At 58.8% G+C, this 15347-nt stretch carries 17 protein-coding genes; 8 read left to right on the top strand and 9 right to left on the bottom strand.

Going from position 1 to position 15347, the window contains the following annotated elements; all coding sequences use genetic code 11:
- Positions 1-364 precede the first annotated feature (364 nt).
- From BFQ03_RS05850 to BFQ03_RS05835, 4 genes are all read left to right on the top strand, one after another.
- A complete protein-coding gene (locus BFQ03_RS05850; protein WP_032858516.1) occupies positions 365-958 on the top strand; it encodes an aminodeoxychorismate/anthranilate synthase component II in 594 nt (197 codons plus the stop codon).
- A gap of 9 nt (positions 959-967) precedes the next feature.
- Positions 968-2017 carry an anthranilate phosphoribosyltransferase gene (trpD, locus tag BFQ03_RS05845; RefSeq protein WP_032858515.1) on the top strand — a complete coding sequence of 350 codons (1050 nt, stop codon included), beginning with the start codon at positions 968-970 and terminating at the stop codon, positions 2015-2017.
- Complete coding sequence (trpC, locus tag BFQ03_RS05840; protein ID WP_065942662.1) at positions 2014-2850, top strand: indole-3-glycerol phosphate synthase TrpC; 837 nt, start codon at positions 2014-2016, stop codon at positions 2848-2850. The genes trpD and trpC overlap by 4 nt, the downstream gene beginning before the upstream one ends.
- A 157-nt stretch (positions 2851-3007) precedes the next feature.
- Positions 3008-3703 (top strand): lipoate--protein ligase family protein, encoded by a 696-nt coding sequence (locus tag BFQ03_RS05835; protein WP_032858511.1) that lies wholly within the window; start codon positions 3008-3010, stop codon positions 3701-3703.
- On the opposite strand, the gene crp is transcribed toward BFQ03_RS05835, so the two are convergent.
- On the bottom strand, positions 3700-4347 hold the full coding sequence (crp, locus tag BFQ03_RS05830) for a cAMP-activated global transcriptional regulator CRP (RefSeq protein WP_032858510.1): 648 nt from the start codon (positions 4345-4347) through the stop codon (positions 3700-3702). The two genes, BFQ03_RS05835 and crp, sit on opposite strands and share 4 nt — an antisense overlap.
- 234 nt (positions 4348-4581) lie before the next feature.
- Between crp and BFQ03_RS05825 the strand changes: the two genes are divergently transcribed.
- Positions 4582-5004 carry an OsmC family protein gene (locus tag BFQ03_RS05825; RefSeq protein ID WP_005792019.1) on the top strand — a complete coding sequence of 141 codons (423 nt, stop codon included), beginning with the start codon at positions 4582-4584 and terminating at the stop codon, positions 5002-5004.
- Between the two features lie 120 nt (positions 5005-5124).
- Here the strand turns inward: BFQ03_RS05825 and coq7 are convergent, their stop codons facing one another.
- The 6 genes from coq7 to hemJ all read right to left on the bottom strand — a co-directional run bounded on the left by coq7 (position 5125) and on the right by hemJ (position 9578).
- The gene (coq7, locus tag BFQ03_RS05820) at positions 5125-5772 is read right to left on the bottom strand and encodes a 2-polyprenyl-3-methyl-6-methoxy-1,4-benzoquinone monooxygenase (protein WP_029296753.1); all 648 of its coding nucleotides are present in this window, start codon (positions 5770-5772) and stop codon (positions 5125-5127) included.
- Between the two features lie 112 nt (positions 5773-5884).
- Positions 5885-6223: a histidine triad nucleotide-binding protein gene (locus BFQ03_RS05815; protein WP_032858506.1), complete on the bottom strand. Its 339-nt coding sequence runs from the start codon at positions 6221-6223 to the stop codon at positions 5885-5887.
- A 46-nt stretch (positions 6224-6269) separates the two neighbouring features.
- A complete protein-coding gene (locus BFQ03_RS05810; RefSeq protein WP_032858504.1) occupies positions 6270-7055 on the bottom strand; it encodes an SDR family NAD(P)-dependent oxidoreductase in 786 nt (261 codons plus the stop codon).
- 63 nt (positions 7056-7118) lie between these two features.
- A complete protein-coding gene (locus tag BFQ03_RS05805) occupies positions 7119-8081 on the bottom strand; it encodes a DUF805 domain-containing protein (RefSeq protein ID WP_065942661.1) in 963 nt (320 codons plus the stop codon).
- Positions 8082-8151: 70 nt separating this feature from the next.
- Positions 8152-9114, bottom strand: coding sequence for an NAD(P)H-dependent flavin oxidoreductase (locus BFQ03_RS05800; protein ID WP_032858500.1), 963 nt, complete (start codon positions 9112-9114; stop codon positions 8152-8154).
- A 35-nt stretch (positions 9115-9149) separates the two neighbouring features.
- On the bottom strand, positions 9150-9578 hold the full coding sequence (gene hemJ, locus BFQ03_RS05795) for a protoporphyrinogen oxidase HemJ (protein WP_032858499.1): 429 nt from the start codon (positions 9576-9578) through the stop codon (positions 9150-9152).
- A 136-nt stretch (positions 9579-9714) separates the two neighbouring features.
- Between hemJ and argC the strand changes: the two genes are divergently transcribed.
- Positions 9715-10749 (top strand): N-acetyl-gamma-glutamyl-phosphate reductase, encoded by a 1035-nt coding sequence (gene argC / locus BFQ03_RS05790; protein ID WP_032858497.1) that lies wholly within the window; start codon positions 9715-9717, stop codon positions 10747-10749.
- Positions 10750-10912: 163 nt separating this feature from the next.
- Positions 10913-11263 (top strand): iron-sulfur cluster insertion protein ErpA, encoded by a 351-nt coding sequence (gene erpA / locus BFQ03_RS05785; RefSeq protein WP_003176443.1) that lies wholly within the window; start codon positions 10913-10915, stop codon positions 11261-11263.
- Positions 11264-11330: 67 nt separating this feature from the next.
- On the opposite strand, the gene BFQ03_RS05780 is transcribed toward erpA, so the two are convergent.
- Together BFQ03_RS05780 and BFQ03_RS05775 are read right to left on the bottom strand one after the other, a co-directional pair.
- Positions 11331-12422, bottom strand: coding sequence for an anhydro-N-acetylmuramic acid kinase (locus BFQ03_RS05780; protein WP_032858495.1), 1092 nt, complete (start codon positions 12420-12422; stop codon positions 11331-11333).
- A gap of 3 nt (positions 12423-12425) precedes the next feature.
- The gene (locus tag BFQ03_RS05775) at positions 12426-13838 is read right to left on the bottom strand and encodes a peptidoglycan DD-metalloendopeptidase family protein (RefSeq protein ID WP_032858493.1); all 1413 of its coding nucleotides are present in this window, start codon (positions 13836-13838) and stop codon (positions 12426-12428) included.
- Between the two features lie 209 nt (positions 13839-14047).
- Here BFQ03_RS05775 and tyrS point away from each other — a divergent pair, with 209 nt between their 5' ends.
- Positions 14048-15247, top strand: a complete 1200-nt coding sequence (gene tyrS, locus BFQ03_RS05770; RefSeq protein WP_032858492.1) for a tyrosine--tRNA ligase — start codon at positions 14048-14050, stop codon at positions 15245-15247.
- The last annotated feature ends 100 nt before the right edge of the window (positions 15248-15347 follow it).

The raw sequence follows: 15347 nt of genomic DNA, 5'->3' as shown, positions 1-15347 counted from the left end.
GAGTTCTCTGTAAGGAAAATCGTTATTTTCTTACAAACCCTTTGTCATGGCCCCCGTATTTGCTACTCCATATTGCACCGCTGGCGAGGCTACGTTACTGTGTTTGAACGTATGAATGAGACCCTCCCCGTGTTGATCATCAGCAAACTCTTGATGCACGTAGTCAAGGCACACGCCCGTTGGCGTTGGCGCGCCTGAATTTTCTCTGCCGGCCCGGCCGGACCTGTACCGATTTGCCTTCTTCACCCTTTGTTTGACGCCCCTTGCCGGCTGACCCTGGCAACCGGAACGTGCGTCTGGCAGCGGGTCACTCTCTTGGAAGGCGGTCACTCGAAATCAGTGAATTCAAGAGGTTTGAACCCACATGTTGCTGATGATTGATAACTACGACTCCTTTACCTACAACGTTGTGCAATACCTGGGCGAGCTGGGTGCCGAGGTCAAGGTGGTGCGCAACGATGAAATGACCGTGGCACAGATCGCTGCCTTGAACCCGGAGCGCATCGTCGTTTCGCCCGGGCCGTGCACGCCGACCGAAGCGGGTATTTCCCTTGAAGCGATCAAGTATTTCGCCGGCAAGCTGCCGATTCTCGGGGTTTGCCTGGGACACCAGTCGATCGGCCAGGCGTTTGGTGGCGATGTAGTGCGTGCCCGCCAGGTGATGCACGGCAAGACCAGCCCGGTGTTCCATCATGACCAGGGTGTGTTCCAGGGCCTGAACCTGCCGGTGACGGTGACCCGCTACCACTCGCTGGTGGTCAAGCGCGAAACCTTGCCCGAGTGCCTGGAACTGACGGCCTGGACCCAACTGGAAGATGGCTCGGTCGATGAGATCATGGGCCTGCGGCACAAGACACTGAATGTCGAAGGGGTGCAATTTCACCCTGAATCGATTCTGACCGAGCAGGGCTACGAGCTGTTCGCCAACTTTCTCAAGCAGAGCGGCGGCACGCGCTAAGGACTTTCCATGGATATCAAGACTGCCCTGAGCCGTATCGTCGGCCATCTGGACCTGAGCACCGCTGAAATGAGCGATGTCATGCGCGAAATCATGACCGGTCAATGCACCGATGCGCAGATTGGCGCCTTTATGATGGCCATGCGCATGAAAAGCGAGAGCATCGACGAAATCGTCGGCGCCGTCTCGGTGATGCGCGAGTTGGCGGACAAGGTCGAACTCAAGACCCTCGATGGCGTAGTCGATGTGGTTGGCACCGGTGGCGATGGTGCGAACATCTTCAACGTGTCGACGGCGTCTTCCTTTGTAGTGGCGGCGGCCGGCTGTACCGTAGCCAAGCACGGCAACCGCGCCGTGTCGGGCAAGAGCGGCAGTGCCGACCTGCTGGAAGCGGCTGGGATCTACCTGAACCTGACCCCGGTCCAGGTGGCGCGCTGCATTGATAACGTCGGCATCGGCTTTATGTTTGCCCAGTCCCACCATGGGGCGATGAAGCACGCCGCTGGTCCGCGCAAGGACCTGGGCCTGCGTACCCTGTTCAACATGCTTGGCCCGCTTACGAATCCGGCCGGTGTGAAACATCAGGTAGTGGGCGTGTTCAGCCAGGCGCTGTGCCGGCCATTGGCCGAAGTCCTGCAACGCCTGGGCAGCAAGCATGTGCTGGTGGTGCATTCCAAGGATGGCCTGGACGAATTCAGCCTGGCGGCCCCGACCTTTGTGGCGGAGCTGAAAAACGATCAGGTCACTGAGTATTGGGTCGAACCAGAAGACCTCGGCATGAAGAGCCAGAGCCTGCATGGCCTGGCGGTGGAAAGCCCGGCGGCTTCCCTGGAATTGATTCGCGATGCCTTGGGGCGTCGCAAGACCGAAAACGGTCAGAAAGCGGCTGAGATGATTGTTCTGAATGCTGGCGCGGCACTTTACGCAGCCGATCACGCCTATAGTCTTACAGAAGGTGTCGCCTTGGCCCACGATGCGCTGCATACGGGTCTGGCTCGCGAAAAACTCGAAGAGCTGGGAGCATTCACGGCCGTATTCAAGATGGAGAATGAAGGATGAGCGTGCCAACAGTCCTGGAAAACATCCTCGCGCGCAAAGTTGAGGAGGTGGCCGAGCGCCGCGCCCGTGTGAGCCTTGCCGAGATGGAAGGCCTGGCTAAAAGCGCCGATGCGCCGCGTGGCTTTGCCAATGCGCTGATTACCCAGGCCAAGCTCAAGCAGCCAGCGGTGATCGCAGAGATCAAAAAGGCCTCGCCGAGCAAAGGTGTGATCCGCGAGCACTTCGTACCGGCAGAGATTGCTGCCAGTTACGAGAAGGGCGGCGCGACCTGTCTTTCGGTGCTGACTGACATCGACTATTTCCAGGGCTCCGACGCTTACCTGCAACAAGCCCGCGCTGCGTGCAAGTTGCCGGTGATCCGCAAGGACTTCATGATCGATCCGTACCAGATCGTCGAAGCCCGGGCATTGGGCGCGGATTGTGTGCTGCTGATCGTTTCGGCGCTGGACGACGTACAGATGGCCGAGCTGGCGGCAGTTGCCAAAGGGGTGGGCCTGGATGTGCTGGTCGAAGTCCACGACGGTGATGAGCTGGAGCGAGCGCTGAAAACCCTCGATACACGGCTGGTTGGGGTCAACAACCGCAATCTGCACACCTTTGAAGTCAACCTGGAAACCACCTTGGACTTGCTGCCGCGCATTCCCCGCGACCGACTGGTGATTACCGAGAGCGGGATCGTCAATCGTGCGGATGTGGAGTTGATGGAAATCAGCGACGTCTACTCGTTCCTGGTCGGCGAGACCTTCATGCGTGCGGAGAATCCAGGCGCTGAGTTGCAGCGCCTGTTTTTCCCGGAGCGTGGCCTGCCGGTCAGCGGTTCGACGCTGGATTGATTTGAAACGCGGTCACTGTGGGAGCTGGCTTGTGTGGGAGCTGGCTTGCCTGCGATAGCGATGTATCAGTCGCCAATGTGTTGACTGAAAGTCCGCTATCGCAGGCAAGCCAGCTCCCACATTTGCTTTTGTGTTTATTCAGAGAGGTAGATGCCCGATGATCCAGCCCGTAGCGATGACCGTTGAAGCAGGCCTTGCCGCCGAGCAGGACTTACTGGCTGCCGTCTGTGCGGGTGAGCAATCCTTCGGCCTGCTGTTCTGGCAGCCCAGCGACCAGGCATTGGTGATGCCTCGCCGCCTGAGCCGCTTGCCCGCGTTTGAAGCGGCGAGCCAAGTGTCGGCAGACCACGGTTGGCCGGTGTTGCTACGGGAAACCGGTGGTGAGCCGGTGCCGCAATCGAGCGCCACGGTCAATATCGCTCTGGTCTACGCCCCGCCGCGCAGTGAGAGCGACCAGGGTCGGATTGAAACCGGATACTTGCGTCTGTGTCAGCCCATCTGCGATTTGCTGACCGAGTTGGGGGGCGATGCCTCTGTGGGTGAAATCGACGGCGCCTTTTGCGATGGCCGCTATAACGTCAACCTCGACGGACGCAAGATGGTCGGCACCGCCCAGCGCTGGCGCCAGAGTGGTGGGCGCCCGGTGGGCCTGGTGCATGGCGCACTGTTGCTGGATAACCATCGCGAGGAGCTGATTGCTGCGGTCAATCGCTTTAACCAGGCGTGCGGCCTGGAGCAACGGGTTCGGGCCGACAGTCATATCGCCCTGCATGAAGCCTTTGCTGCGCCAGATGCGATCAGCCGCCTCGACGGTTTATACCGGCAGATGCTGGCGCAGGTCTTTGCGCCTTAGCGAGTGCCGAACACCACCATCGTCTTGCCTTTGACGTGAACCAGGTTGCGCTCTTCCAGATCCTTGAGCACTCGACCGACCATCTCCCGCGAGCAACCGACGATGCGCCCGATTTCCTGGCGCGTAACCTTGATCTGCATGCCGTCAGGATGGGTCATGGCATCCGGTTGCTTGCACAGTTCCAGTAGGCAGCGGGCGACGCGCCCGGTGACGTCGAAGAACGCCAGGTCGCCGACTTTGCGCGTGGTGTTGCGCAAGCGCTGGGCAATCTGACCGCTCAGGGCATAGAGGATGTCTGGATCTTGTTGGGCCAGTTCGCGAAATTTTGCGTAGCTGATTTCCGCGACCTCACACTCGATCTTGGCTCTCACCCAAGCGCTGCGTTCTTGTTCTTTCCCGGCCTGCTCAAACAGCCCCAGCTCTCCGAAAAAGTCACCGGTATTGAGGTAGGCGATGATCATTTCGCGGCCATCTTCATCCTCGATCAGGATCGTGACCGAGCCTTTGATAATGAAGAACAGGGTTTCCGAGCGTTCCCCGGCGCAGATGATGTTCTGTTTCGCCGGATAGCGACGCCGCTGACAATGAGTCAGCAACTTGTCGAGGTTCTTGATCTTGGGTGTGAGGGGGGTAATAGCAACCATGGTTGTATCCCGAAAAGACTGCACGGTGTGGTTGGACTTGTTTTTTTATCGAGCGAGGTCCATCCAGTGGATGGCAATGCGCCATTGATTTGGCGCCAGCTTAACAGACACATTCTGACTCGATCAGGGAATTTATCTATCAGGGCCTGCTGTTGATCGTATTCCGGCAGAACACTGCGCTTGCGGGGGGCTGTGATAAGCTGGCGCCCCTTTTTTAGCAGTGGAGTCTGGGCGATGAAGGCACGCATCCAATGGGCGGGCGAAGCCATGTTCCTCGGTGAATCGGGTAGTGGCCATGTGGTGGTCATGGATGGCCCGCCGGAAGCCGGTGGCCGCAATCTGGGTGTACGGCCTATGGAAATGCTCCTGCTCGGCGTGGGTGGTTGCAGCAACTTCGATGTGGTCAGCATCCTGAAGAAGTCGCGCCAGGCGGTGGAAAGCTGCGAAGCCTTTCTGGAGGCCGAACGCGCCACTGAAGATCCAAAGGTGTTTACCAAGATCCATATGCATTTTGTGGTCAAGGGGCGTGCGCTGAAGGAAGCGCAGGTCAAGCGGGCCATCGAACTGTCGGCGGAGAAGTACTGCTCGGCCTCGATCATGCTTGGCGCGGCCGGTGTGGCCATTACTCATGATTACGAGATCATTGAGTTGGGTTGACCTTCTGTAGGAGCGAGCTTGCTCGCGAAGAACGCCAACGATAACGGGTTTAGTCAGGCTACCCGCAGTGTCCTTGAGTTTTTCGCGAGCAAGCTCGCTCCTACAATGTTCGTGTGAGGTTTAAATGCGGTAAGTGCTTTTGGTCATGACCTTGGCCATCAGGCTCATGCCAAACCTTACCGGCGCCGGGAAGCGGAAACCGCCAGCATCCAGCGCGCTTTCTGCGTGGTGCTCTTCATCGATACGCATCTGCTCAAGAATCGCCCGGGATTTTTCGTCCTCGGCCGGCAGTTGTTCCAGGTGCTCATCCAGGTGCTTGCACACCTGATGTTCGGTCGCCGCGACAAAACCCAGGCTGACCTTGTCACTGATCAAGCCAGCCGCCGCGCCGATACCAAACGACAAACCATAAAACAGCGGGTTCAACACACTGGGGTGGCTGCCCAACTGACGGATGCGCTGTTCACACCAGGCCAAGTGGTCGATTTCTTCCTCGGCCGCATGCTCCATGGCTGCGCGTACCTGCGGCAGCTTGGCGGTCAGGGCCTGGCCTTGGTACAGCGCCTGGGCACAGACTTCGCCGGTATGGTTGATACGCATCAGGCCGGCGACATGACGGGTATCCGTCTCGCTCATTTGTGCTTCGGGTTGCACGATGGCAGGTGACGGGCGATACGGTTGGCCGCTGAACGGCAGCAGTGTGCGCATGGCGGTGTCGGCTTGCAGCAACAGTCGGTCAATCGGCGAGTAGTGACGTTGGGTAGTCATGCTGACCTCCGGAAAAAATCTCGGCGGCCAGTTTACCGCAAGAGAGGGGCGTGCGTTTGCGCTGGGTCATGCTTCTTGTAGGGGCCGGCAAGCCGGCACCTACAATAGGGTTTCAGCCCGGTGGCCAGTTCATCTGGCGCTGACCCAGTACATGCATATGAATGTGATAGACGGTCTGGCCGCCATCCTCATTGCAGTTCATCACCACGCGAAAACCTTTTTCACAGCCTTGTTCCACCGCCAGGCGCTGGGCAGTGAACAGGATATGTCCGGCCAGGCCCTTGTCTTCTTCCGTGAGGTCGTTGAGGGTGCGGATCGGTTTTTTCGGAATCACCAGGAAATGCACGGGGGCCATTGGCGCAATATCGTGGAAGGCCAGGACCTGGTCATCTTCGTAGATAATCCTCGCGGGTATTTCTCTGTTGATGATCTTGGTGAACAGAGTATCCACAGCTGTTTCTCCATTATGAAAGTGCAGGGTGAGTGTACTCAGCCGGTCAGCGCGGGCAATAGGCCTTGTTGATGGCGCCGGCAATCTTGCGGGTCAACCAGCGCGGGCTCAAGCGCGGGCTGAACGCCAGCCAGCGGTTACGGCGACCGGGAATAATGATCGCTTTGTTCTTTGCCAGGGCACGCACGGTGTGCAGCGCCACTTCTTCCGGGCTCATCAGTTGCTGGCGCTCCAGCTTGACGGTGTCCATTTGTGCAGTACCGAAGAACGCGGTGCGTGTCGGGCCTGGGCAAAGCACTGAAACCTTGATGCCGCAGCTCTTCAGCTCTTCGCGCAGGCCTTCGGAGAAGTGCAGTACATAGGCCTTGCTGGCGTAATAAGTACTCATCCATGGTCCCGGCTGGAAGGCTGCGACTGACGCGACGTTGAGAATCTGCCCGCCACCCTGCAGGGCCATGGAATTACCCAGTGCATGGCACAGGCGAGTGAGGGCCAGGATGTTGACTTCGATCAGGTCCTGCTCGGTCATCCAGTCCTGGGCGAGAAACGGGCCGCTGGTGCCCATGCCGGCGCAGTTGACCAGCAAGTCGATCTGTCGCTCACCCTCTTCCAGTTCCAGCAGGAACCCGGAAAGCCGCAGTGGCTCGCCCAGGTCGCAGGCACGGAACAGCACCTCGACGCCAAAGCGTTGGGTCAGTTCAATGGCAATGCTTTCCAACTGATCACGCTGGCGGGCCACCAGAATCAAGCTGCGGCCGCGACGGGCCAGTGCTTCGGCCAAGGCCAGGCCGATGCCGCTGGAGGCACCGGTGATCAGAGCGTAACGGGTCATGCGTTTCTCCATCGCAACGCCACCGAGCCTGCGACAGATGCGTCACAGGCGTGGGGCGTTTCTTCATTCTTCTGGAGAGTCTACAGGTTCGGCCGCATCGTCAGCACTTTGCACGTCTTCTTCACCGGCGATGACGCTCTGGTCAGCCTCTTCGTCGGTGGTCATGGCGCTGCTTTCGTAGCCGCTGTCCACGCTGCTTTCCAGTTGGTCCAGATAGCCACTCATGCCCAGCATCACTGCGGCGGCGAATATCAGCGGGATGACTGCCAGCCACAGAGTGGCCAGGACTTTCACTGCGGTGGAGTTGCGTGGCGGTGGCGCACCATATTGGTTGGCGCCCGCATTGCCTGGCAGCACGATCAGCAGGATCGGGAAAATGCTGCCTACGATTGGCACCAGGTTCAGGAACCATAGCCATCCGGACCAGCCCAGGTCATGCAGGCGTTGCACGGTGATCTGGACACTGATCCACACAGAGGCCACGAACAGGGCGATACCGAGCAGTGAGCCAATGATGATTGCCGTAGTGGGGGAGACGGCCGCAACACCCAGGCCGACCGTGAACAGGGCGCCAACGATGGCCGACAAGACCATACTCAATACCAGCGTCCAGGCGAGGAAGCGCAGGCGACCTATCCGCCCGTTGATGGTGAAGACCTTAAGGGTGGAAAACTCAGGAAGGTTATCTCCCACGGCTGCGCGCGGTGGTGCATACGGCGACGCGGCCGGGCGCGAAAAGTCAGAGGCGCCGGAATCGGTCTCGTGGGTTTCAGCTAGGTTGAAGGACACGGGCTGTTCGGCTTCGATACGTGCATCAACCCCGGCGTTTTTCAGCGCGGCCAGGTAGGTTTCGGCATCGGGGCGAGACAGGTCGCGCTTCAGGGCGACCGGGCGTCCGGTGAAGAGCTTTTCGATTGCCTCGACTTCGCTTTTGAACAAGTCGGCCAGGTTCAGCTTGGCAGTGGTGCTTTCGACACCCGGGAGCAGGGCTCCATCAAACACAATCTTGAAACGGTTGTCGCTCATGCGGGCATCCTTGTCACTTTTCAGGGGGAGTAATGCAGGCCTGCTTCAATCGGCAGGCCTGGCGGGTGGGTCAGCGTGGCCAGCGCAATTGTACCGCTTGCTCACGCGCCTTGCGGTATTCGGCATCGAGGCGGGCAACCAGTTCATCGACGCTGGGTAAGTCGTCAATTTCACCGACGCCCTGGCCGGCGGACCATACCGTCTTCCAGGCCTTTGCCTCGTCGCTCAGAGGTTTGAGCTTGGAGCCGAAGTTGACTTCACCTTTGCCTTGCAGGGCGGCGAGGTCGAAACCGGCGTTTTCCAGGCTCTGGCGCATAAAGCTCGCGGGTACGCCGGACACCGCCGGAGTGTGCACGATATCGGCTGCGCGGGATGTGAGCAGCATCTCTTTGTAGGCATCGGGGGCGTGGCTTTCAGTGGTGCCGATAAACCGCGTGCCGAAATAGGCCAGATCGGCACCGAGCAATTGCGCGGCGAGGATCTCGTGCCCATGGTTCAGGCAGCCGGCCAGCAGCAGGGTCTTGTCGAAGAACTGGCGAATTTCCGCGATCAGCGAGAATGGACTCCAGGTGCCCGCGTGGCCACCAGCCCCTGCGGCTACGGCGATCAGCCCGTCAACCCCGGCCTCGGCGGCTTTTTCGGCATGGCGTCGGGTGGTGACGTCGTGGAACACCAGGCCGCCGTAACTGTGTACCGCGTCTACCAGCTCCTTGACCGCCCCCAGGCTGGTGATGACGATCGGCACCTTGTGCTCGACGCAGATCGCCAGGTCAGCCTCAAGGCGCGGGTTGCTGTTGTGCACAATGAGGTTGACCGCGTAGGGCGCGGGGTTGTCCAGCAGCGCCAGGCCCGCTTCGATTTCTTCCAGCCAGGCCTTGAAACCGCTGCTTTCGCGTTGGTTGAGTGCCGGGAAGCTCCCGACCACGCCATTGCGGCAGCACGCCAGGACCAGTTGCGGGTTGGAAATCAGGAACATCGGCGCAGCCACTACAGGCAGGCGCAGGCGTTGTTCAAGCAGAGCGGGCAGCGACATTGGAAGTACCCCGGATTAAGTGCGGCTGATTAGAGTTAGAACGGCTTTACGACGACCAAAATTACAATAGCCAGCAATATCAGAACTGGCACTTCATTGAACCAGCGATAAAAGACATGGCTGCGGGTGTTTTCGCCACGGGCAAAACGTTTTACCTGGGCGCCGCACATATGGTGGTAGCCGATCAGGATCACCACCAGGGTCAGCTTGGCGTGCATCCAGCCACCCTGGCTGAAAACGCTCGGGTTAAGGCTGATCAGCCAGATGCCGAATACCAGCGTAGCGATCATCGCCGGCAGCATGATGCCCTTGTACAGCTTGCGCTCCATGATACTGAAGCGTTCCTGGCTGACAGCATCCTGGCTTTGTGCGTGGTAGACGAACAGGCGCGGCAGGTAAAAAAGCCCGGCAAACCAGCAGACAATGCTGACGATATGAAAAGCTTTGAGCCATAGATAAAGCATTTTTAGTTATTCCCAGGTTCACGGTAACTGGAGATAGTAGAGGTTAGAGCGCCCACGCGTCACCTTGACGGTTGTCGCAGAACGATACGGCCCCTATTATCGACGGCTTTCCAGTGGGTTCGTTGAGGGCAGGTTTATGGTCAAGGTCGGTATCGTCGGCGGCACGGGTTACACCGGTGTCGAATTACTGCGTCTGTTGGCTCAGCATCCGCAGGCAGAGGTGGTGGTCATCACCTCCCGATCCGAGGCCGGCCTGGCCGTTGCCGATATGTACCCCAACCTGCGCGGTCATTACGATGGCCTGGCATTCAGCGTGCCAGACATCAAGACCCTGGGCGCCTGCGATGTGGTGTTCTTCGCCACTCCCCACGGCGTTGCCCATGCGTTGGCGGGCGAGTTGTTGGCCGCCGGGACCAAGGTCATTGATCTCTCGGCGGACTTCCGCCTGCAGGATGCCGATGAGTGGGCCAAGTGGTATGGCCAGCCCCATGGCGCTCCAGAGCTGCTTGAAGAGGCAGTTTACGGTTTGCCTGAGGTCAATCGCGAGCAGATCAGACAGGCGCGCCTGATTGCCGTGCCAGGTTGCTATCCGACGGCTACCCAGTTGGGCTTCCTGCCGCTGCTCGAAGCCGGCCTGGCAGATGCCTCGCGCCTGATTGCCGACTGCAAATCGGGCGTCAGCGGCGCTGGTCGTGGCGCGGCCGTAGGTTCCTTGTACTCCGAGACCTCGGAAAGCATGAAGGCGTATGCCGTTAAGGGGCATCGCCACCTGCCGGAAATTCGCCAGGGCCTGCGTCGGGCTGCCGGCAGTGACGTCGGCCTGACGTTCGTGCCGCACCTGACCCCGATGATCCGTGGGATTCACTCGACACTCTATGCAACCGTCACGGACCGCTCGGTGGATTTGCAGGCATTGTTTGAAAAACGTTACGCCAATGAGCCGTTCGTCGATGTGATGCCGGCTGGTAGTCATCCGGAAACCCGCAGTGTTCGCGGCGCCAACGTGTGCCGGATTGCCGTGCATCGTCCGCAGGATGGCGACCTGGTGGTGGTGTTGTCGGTCATTGATAACCTGGTCAAGGGCGCGTCAGGCCAGGCGGTACAGAACTTGAACATCTTGTTCGGCCTCGATGAGAAGCTCGGCTTGTCCCATGCCGGCATGCTGCCTTAAGACGTTGGCTGCTGTGCAAAAGGCCCGTTGATCGGGCCTTTTGTGTTTTTAAGGGCGGCTGCGCAGATTGATATACCGTAACAATAGTTGACCGCTTTTCTAGGAGAAGCGGATAATGGCCGCCATCACGCATATGGCGGCGCTACGCCGGGAGATTATCAGCATGAGCGTTGAATCCTTCACCCCCACGGCTTTGCAATTCACCCACGGTGCTGCGCACAAGGTGAAGAGCCTGGTCGATGAAGAGGGTAATGATCGCTTGAAGCTGCGCGTATTCGTTACGGGCGGCGGTTGTTCAGGGTTTCAGTACGGCTTTACCTTCGATGAAGATGTGGCCGATGACGACACCATTGTCGAGCGCGAGGGCGTAAGCCTGGTCGTGGATCCGATGAGCTTCCAGTACTTGGCAGGTGCCGAGGTGGATTACCAGGAAGGTTTGGAAGGCTCGCGCTTTGTGATCAAGAACCCGAATGCCACCACGACCTGTGGTTGCGGTTCGTCGTTCTCGATCTGATCGATAGCGTCTAGGCAAAACGCCGCTTGACTCTTATGGGGTCAAGCGGCGTTTTGCTATCTGCGTTTCAGGCGGGGTAGATCGCGCCAAGTACGCGAAGGCCGCGGGCACCTGTCACGCTTGGGCGGTTGGCGGCGATGCCTTCAAGGCAGCAATGCGCCAGCCAGGCGAAGGCCATGGCCTCAACCCAGTCGGGGTCTACGCCATGGGTGGCGGTGCTGCTGACGTGGGTGGCGGGTAGCATGGCTGCGAGGCGGTTCATCAGTGTCGTGTTATGAGCGCCGCCGCCGCACACCAGCAGGGTTTCGGTTTGCGGCTGTGCGGTTTTCAGCGATTCGACGATGGTCTGCGCTGTCAGCTCCAGCAACGTGGCCTGGATATCTTGCGCCTTGAAGGTTGGCAGTTGGCCGAGATGCTGTTGCAGCCAGGGCAGGTTGAACACTTCGCGCCCAGTGCTTTTCGGGCCTTGGGTCAGGAAGAAAGGGTCGCTGAGCAGGGCGTTGAGCAGCAGTGGCTCGACCTTGCCTGCAGCTGCCCATTGGCCGTCGCGGTCAAAAGTTACGCCCTGTTGCTGATGAATCCAGGCATCCAGCAGGACATTGCCCGGACCGCAGTCAAAACCCGCTACCGGTTTGCCGGTCTCGATCAGGCTCAAGTTGCTGAAGCCGCCGACATTCAGTACTGCCCGGTTGCCGCGAGCTTCGCCGAACAGTGCTTCGTGAAAGGCTGGCACCAGTGGCGCGCCCTGGCCACCGGCAGCCACATCGCGGCTTCGAAAGTCACTGACGACGGTTATCCCGGTCAGTTCGGTCAGTAGTGCGGGGTTGCCAATCTGCACGGTAAAACCACGGGCAGGTTCATGGCGAATGGTTTGCCCATGGCTGCCAATCGCGCGGATGTCGTGGTGAGTGAGCTGCTGTTGCTTCAGCAAGGCATGAATGCCATGGGCGGCGAGTGTTACCCAGTTTTGCTGGGCAATCGCCGAGCGGGCAATCTCGTCCGGGCCGCTGGCGCAAAGGTCCAGCAGCTCCGCACGCAGAGTTTCAGGCATGGGAATGTAATGCGTGGCGATCAGTTTGACCGCGGTGTCCTGCTCGATCAGCGCAATGTCCAGGCCATCAAGGCTGGTCCCGGACATCACACCTATATAGAGCGCCATCGCTTAACGCTTCGCCGAAGCCAGCATGGTGGCGCGTTCCTGGTCCATGCGTGCCATCAGCGGTTGGCTTTGCTGAAGGAAGCGCGCGCGCTCGGCCTTGGCGATCGGGTCGGCCATTGGCAGCTTCTGACCCAGCGGGTCGACGTGCACGCCGTTGACCTGGAACTCATAGTGCAGGTGCGGGCCGGTAGACAGGCCGGTGGTGCCGATATAGCCAATCACCTGGCCTTGCTTGACGTTGCCACCGGTTTTCACGCCTTTGGCAAAGCCTTGCATGTGGCCGTAAAGCGTCCGGTAGCTGTTGCCGTGCTGGATGATCACAGTATTGCCGTAACCGCCGCGGCGCCCGGCCAGCAGTACCTTGCCATCGCCGGCAGCCTTGATCGGCGTGCCGCGCGGTGCGGCATAGTCCACGCCTTTGTGCGCGCGGATTTTGTTCAGAATTGGATGCTTGCGGCCCATGGAGAAACGCGAGCTAATACGGGCGAAGTCAACAGGAGTACGAATAAAGGCCTTGCGCATGCTATTGCCATCGGCGGTGTAGTAGCTGCTGTTGCCTTGTTTGTTGGTGTAGCGCACGGCGGTGTAGGTCTTGCCGCGGTTGGTAAAGCGCGCCGACAGGATATTGCCGGTGCCGACGACCTTGCCGTTGGCCACCTTTTGCTCGTAGATCACGTCGAATTCGTCACCCTGGCGAATATCCTGAGCGAAGTCGATGTCGTAGCCAAATACGCTGGCCATGTCCATGGTCATGCTATGGGACAGGCCTGCGCGTGCCGCCGACTGGGACAGCGAGCTGTTGATCACGCCATGAATATAGGCAGAGCGCATCACCGGCTTGGTGGTCACACGATTGAAGGCAAAGCCTTTGGCGCCTTTGGTCAGGGTGATGCTTTCGAGGTCGTTGAGTTTAGTGTGCAGGGTGGTCAGTTGACCTTCCGGGTTCAGCTCGAACTCAAGCTTCTGGCCACGCTTGAGCTGGGTGAATTGCTTGGCTTGCTTGTCGCTGGCCAGTACGTCGCTAACGGTCGTGGCGGGAAGGCCGACCTTCTCGAACAGCGTCGACAGCGTGTCACCTTTGGCCACGATCACTTCGCGGTGCTCCGGGCCTTTCGCTACCTGGGGTGCAGGTGCTGCCTGGGCGGTCTCCTTGGTCTCGTCCGCACTGTCTTCAATCTGTGCAAAGGGAGACTCGACGCTTGCGGTTGTGGCTTGCTGCGCGTCAGAAGCGTCTTGATCTTGTGTCAGTTGTTCAATCGGGCTCTCCAAGTCAAGACTCAGAGTCGTTCGTTTGGCTTCTACGTCACTGGAAGGGAATACCAGGAGTGCCAGGCTGAGAAGGGCGGCGATACCACTTGCGGCGAGCAGGTGGGTCTTCGGGTAAAGCGGCGGCGCTTTAGACGGTTCAGTGGTCATAGGTAATTTGACTTTGAAAAGATGAAATGGAAAAGATGAATGACATGATGAAGATGAAATAACTGTATAAAATATAACCAAATCATCTGTGGCGCAAGCTTGCGAATGCCGGGCTCGCCGAATGGTGTCCGTTTGCAGGGCAAAACTTGTAATTAGTCCCTGATCTTGTATGGTTGGTTCCCTTTGAATCTGAGCCTTGCGGGTCTGTTATGAAGTCGGTTGAAGAGCAGCTAGCGCTGATCAAACGTGGTGCGGAAGAACTGTTGGTCGAGGCCGAGCTGATCGAAAAGCTCAAGCGTGGCCAACCCCTGCGTATTAAGGCTGGCTTTGATCCGACGGCGCCGGATCTGCATCTGGGTCACACGGTGCTTATTAATAAGCTGCGCCAGTTCCAGGAGCTGGGGCATCAGGTGATCTTCCTTATAGGTGACTTCACCGGGATGATCGGCGATCCGAGCGGCAAGAGCGCTACGCGCCCACCGCTGACTCGTGAGCAGGTTCTCGAAAACGCCGAAACCTACAAGACCCAGGTCTTCAAGATTCTCGATCCGGCCAAGACTGAAGTGGCATTCAACTCCACGTGGATGGATCAGATGGGGCCGGCGGACTTCATTCGCCTGACGTCCCAGTACACCGTTGCGCGCATGCTTGAGCGCGATGACTTCGATAAGCGCTACTCCACCAATCAGCCTATCGCCATTCATGAGTTCCTGTACCCGCTGGTTCAAGGGTATGACTCGGTGGCGTTGCGTGCCGATGTCGAGTTGGGCGGTACCGACCAGAAGTTCAACCTGTTGATGGGGCGTGAGTTGCAGCGTGCGTATGGGCAAGAGGCCCAGTGCATTCTGACCATGCCTTTGCTGGAGGGGTTGGACGGCGTCAAGAAAATGTCCAAATCCTTGGGTAACTATGTCGGTATCCAGGAGGCGCCGGGTGTGATGTACGGCAAGCTGGTTTCTATTCCTGATGCGTTGATGTGGCGTTACTTCGAGCTGTTGAGTTTCCGCTCGATGGATGAGATCAACGCATTGCGTGCTGACGTAGAGGCGGGTGCGAATCCGCGGGACGTCAAGATCAAGCTGGCGGAAGAGATTGTTGCGCGCTTCCATGGTGAAGAGGCTGCGGCCAGCGCTCACCGTGCTGCGGGCAATCGCATGAAGGATGGCGAGTTGCCGGATGATCTGCCGGAGATTGAATTGACTGCTGCCGAGGCGATGCCGATTGCTGCTGTCCTTAATAAGGCGGGCCTGGTGAAGAATTCGGCAGTGGCGCGCGACCTTCTGGGGTCTGGCGGTGTGCGTATAGATGGTGAGGTTGTCGATCGCACCTTTATATACGAACTGGGTGCTACCCACGTTTGCCAGGCCGGCAAGAAGGCATTTGCGCGTATTACGCTTAAATCCGAATAAACCTGGAATTAACGGTTGACGGCGATTTATATCTGTCTATAATTCGCCCCACTTCCGGCGCAGTCGAAACGGAAAACTCCTTGGTAAACAATGAGTTACG

This window comes from Pseudomonas sp. 25 R 14, assembly GCF_900004755.1.
Classification (GTDB): Bacteria; Pseudomonadota; Gammaproteobacteria; order Pseudomonadales; family Pseudomonadaceae; genus Aquipseudomonas; species Aquipseudomonas brenneri.
The sequence above is the reverse complement of the archived record's forward strand: the minus strand, read 5'-3'. Positions and strand labels throughout refer to the sequence as shown.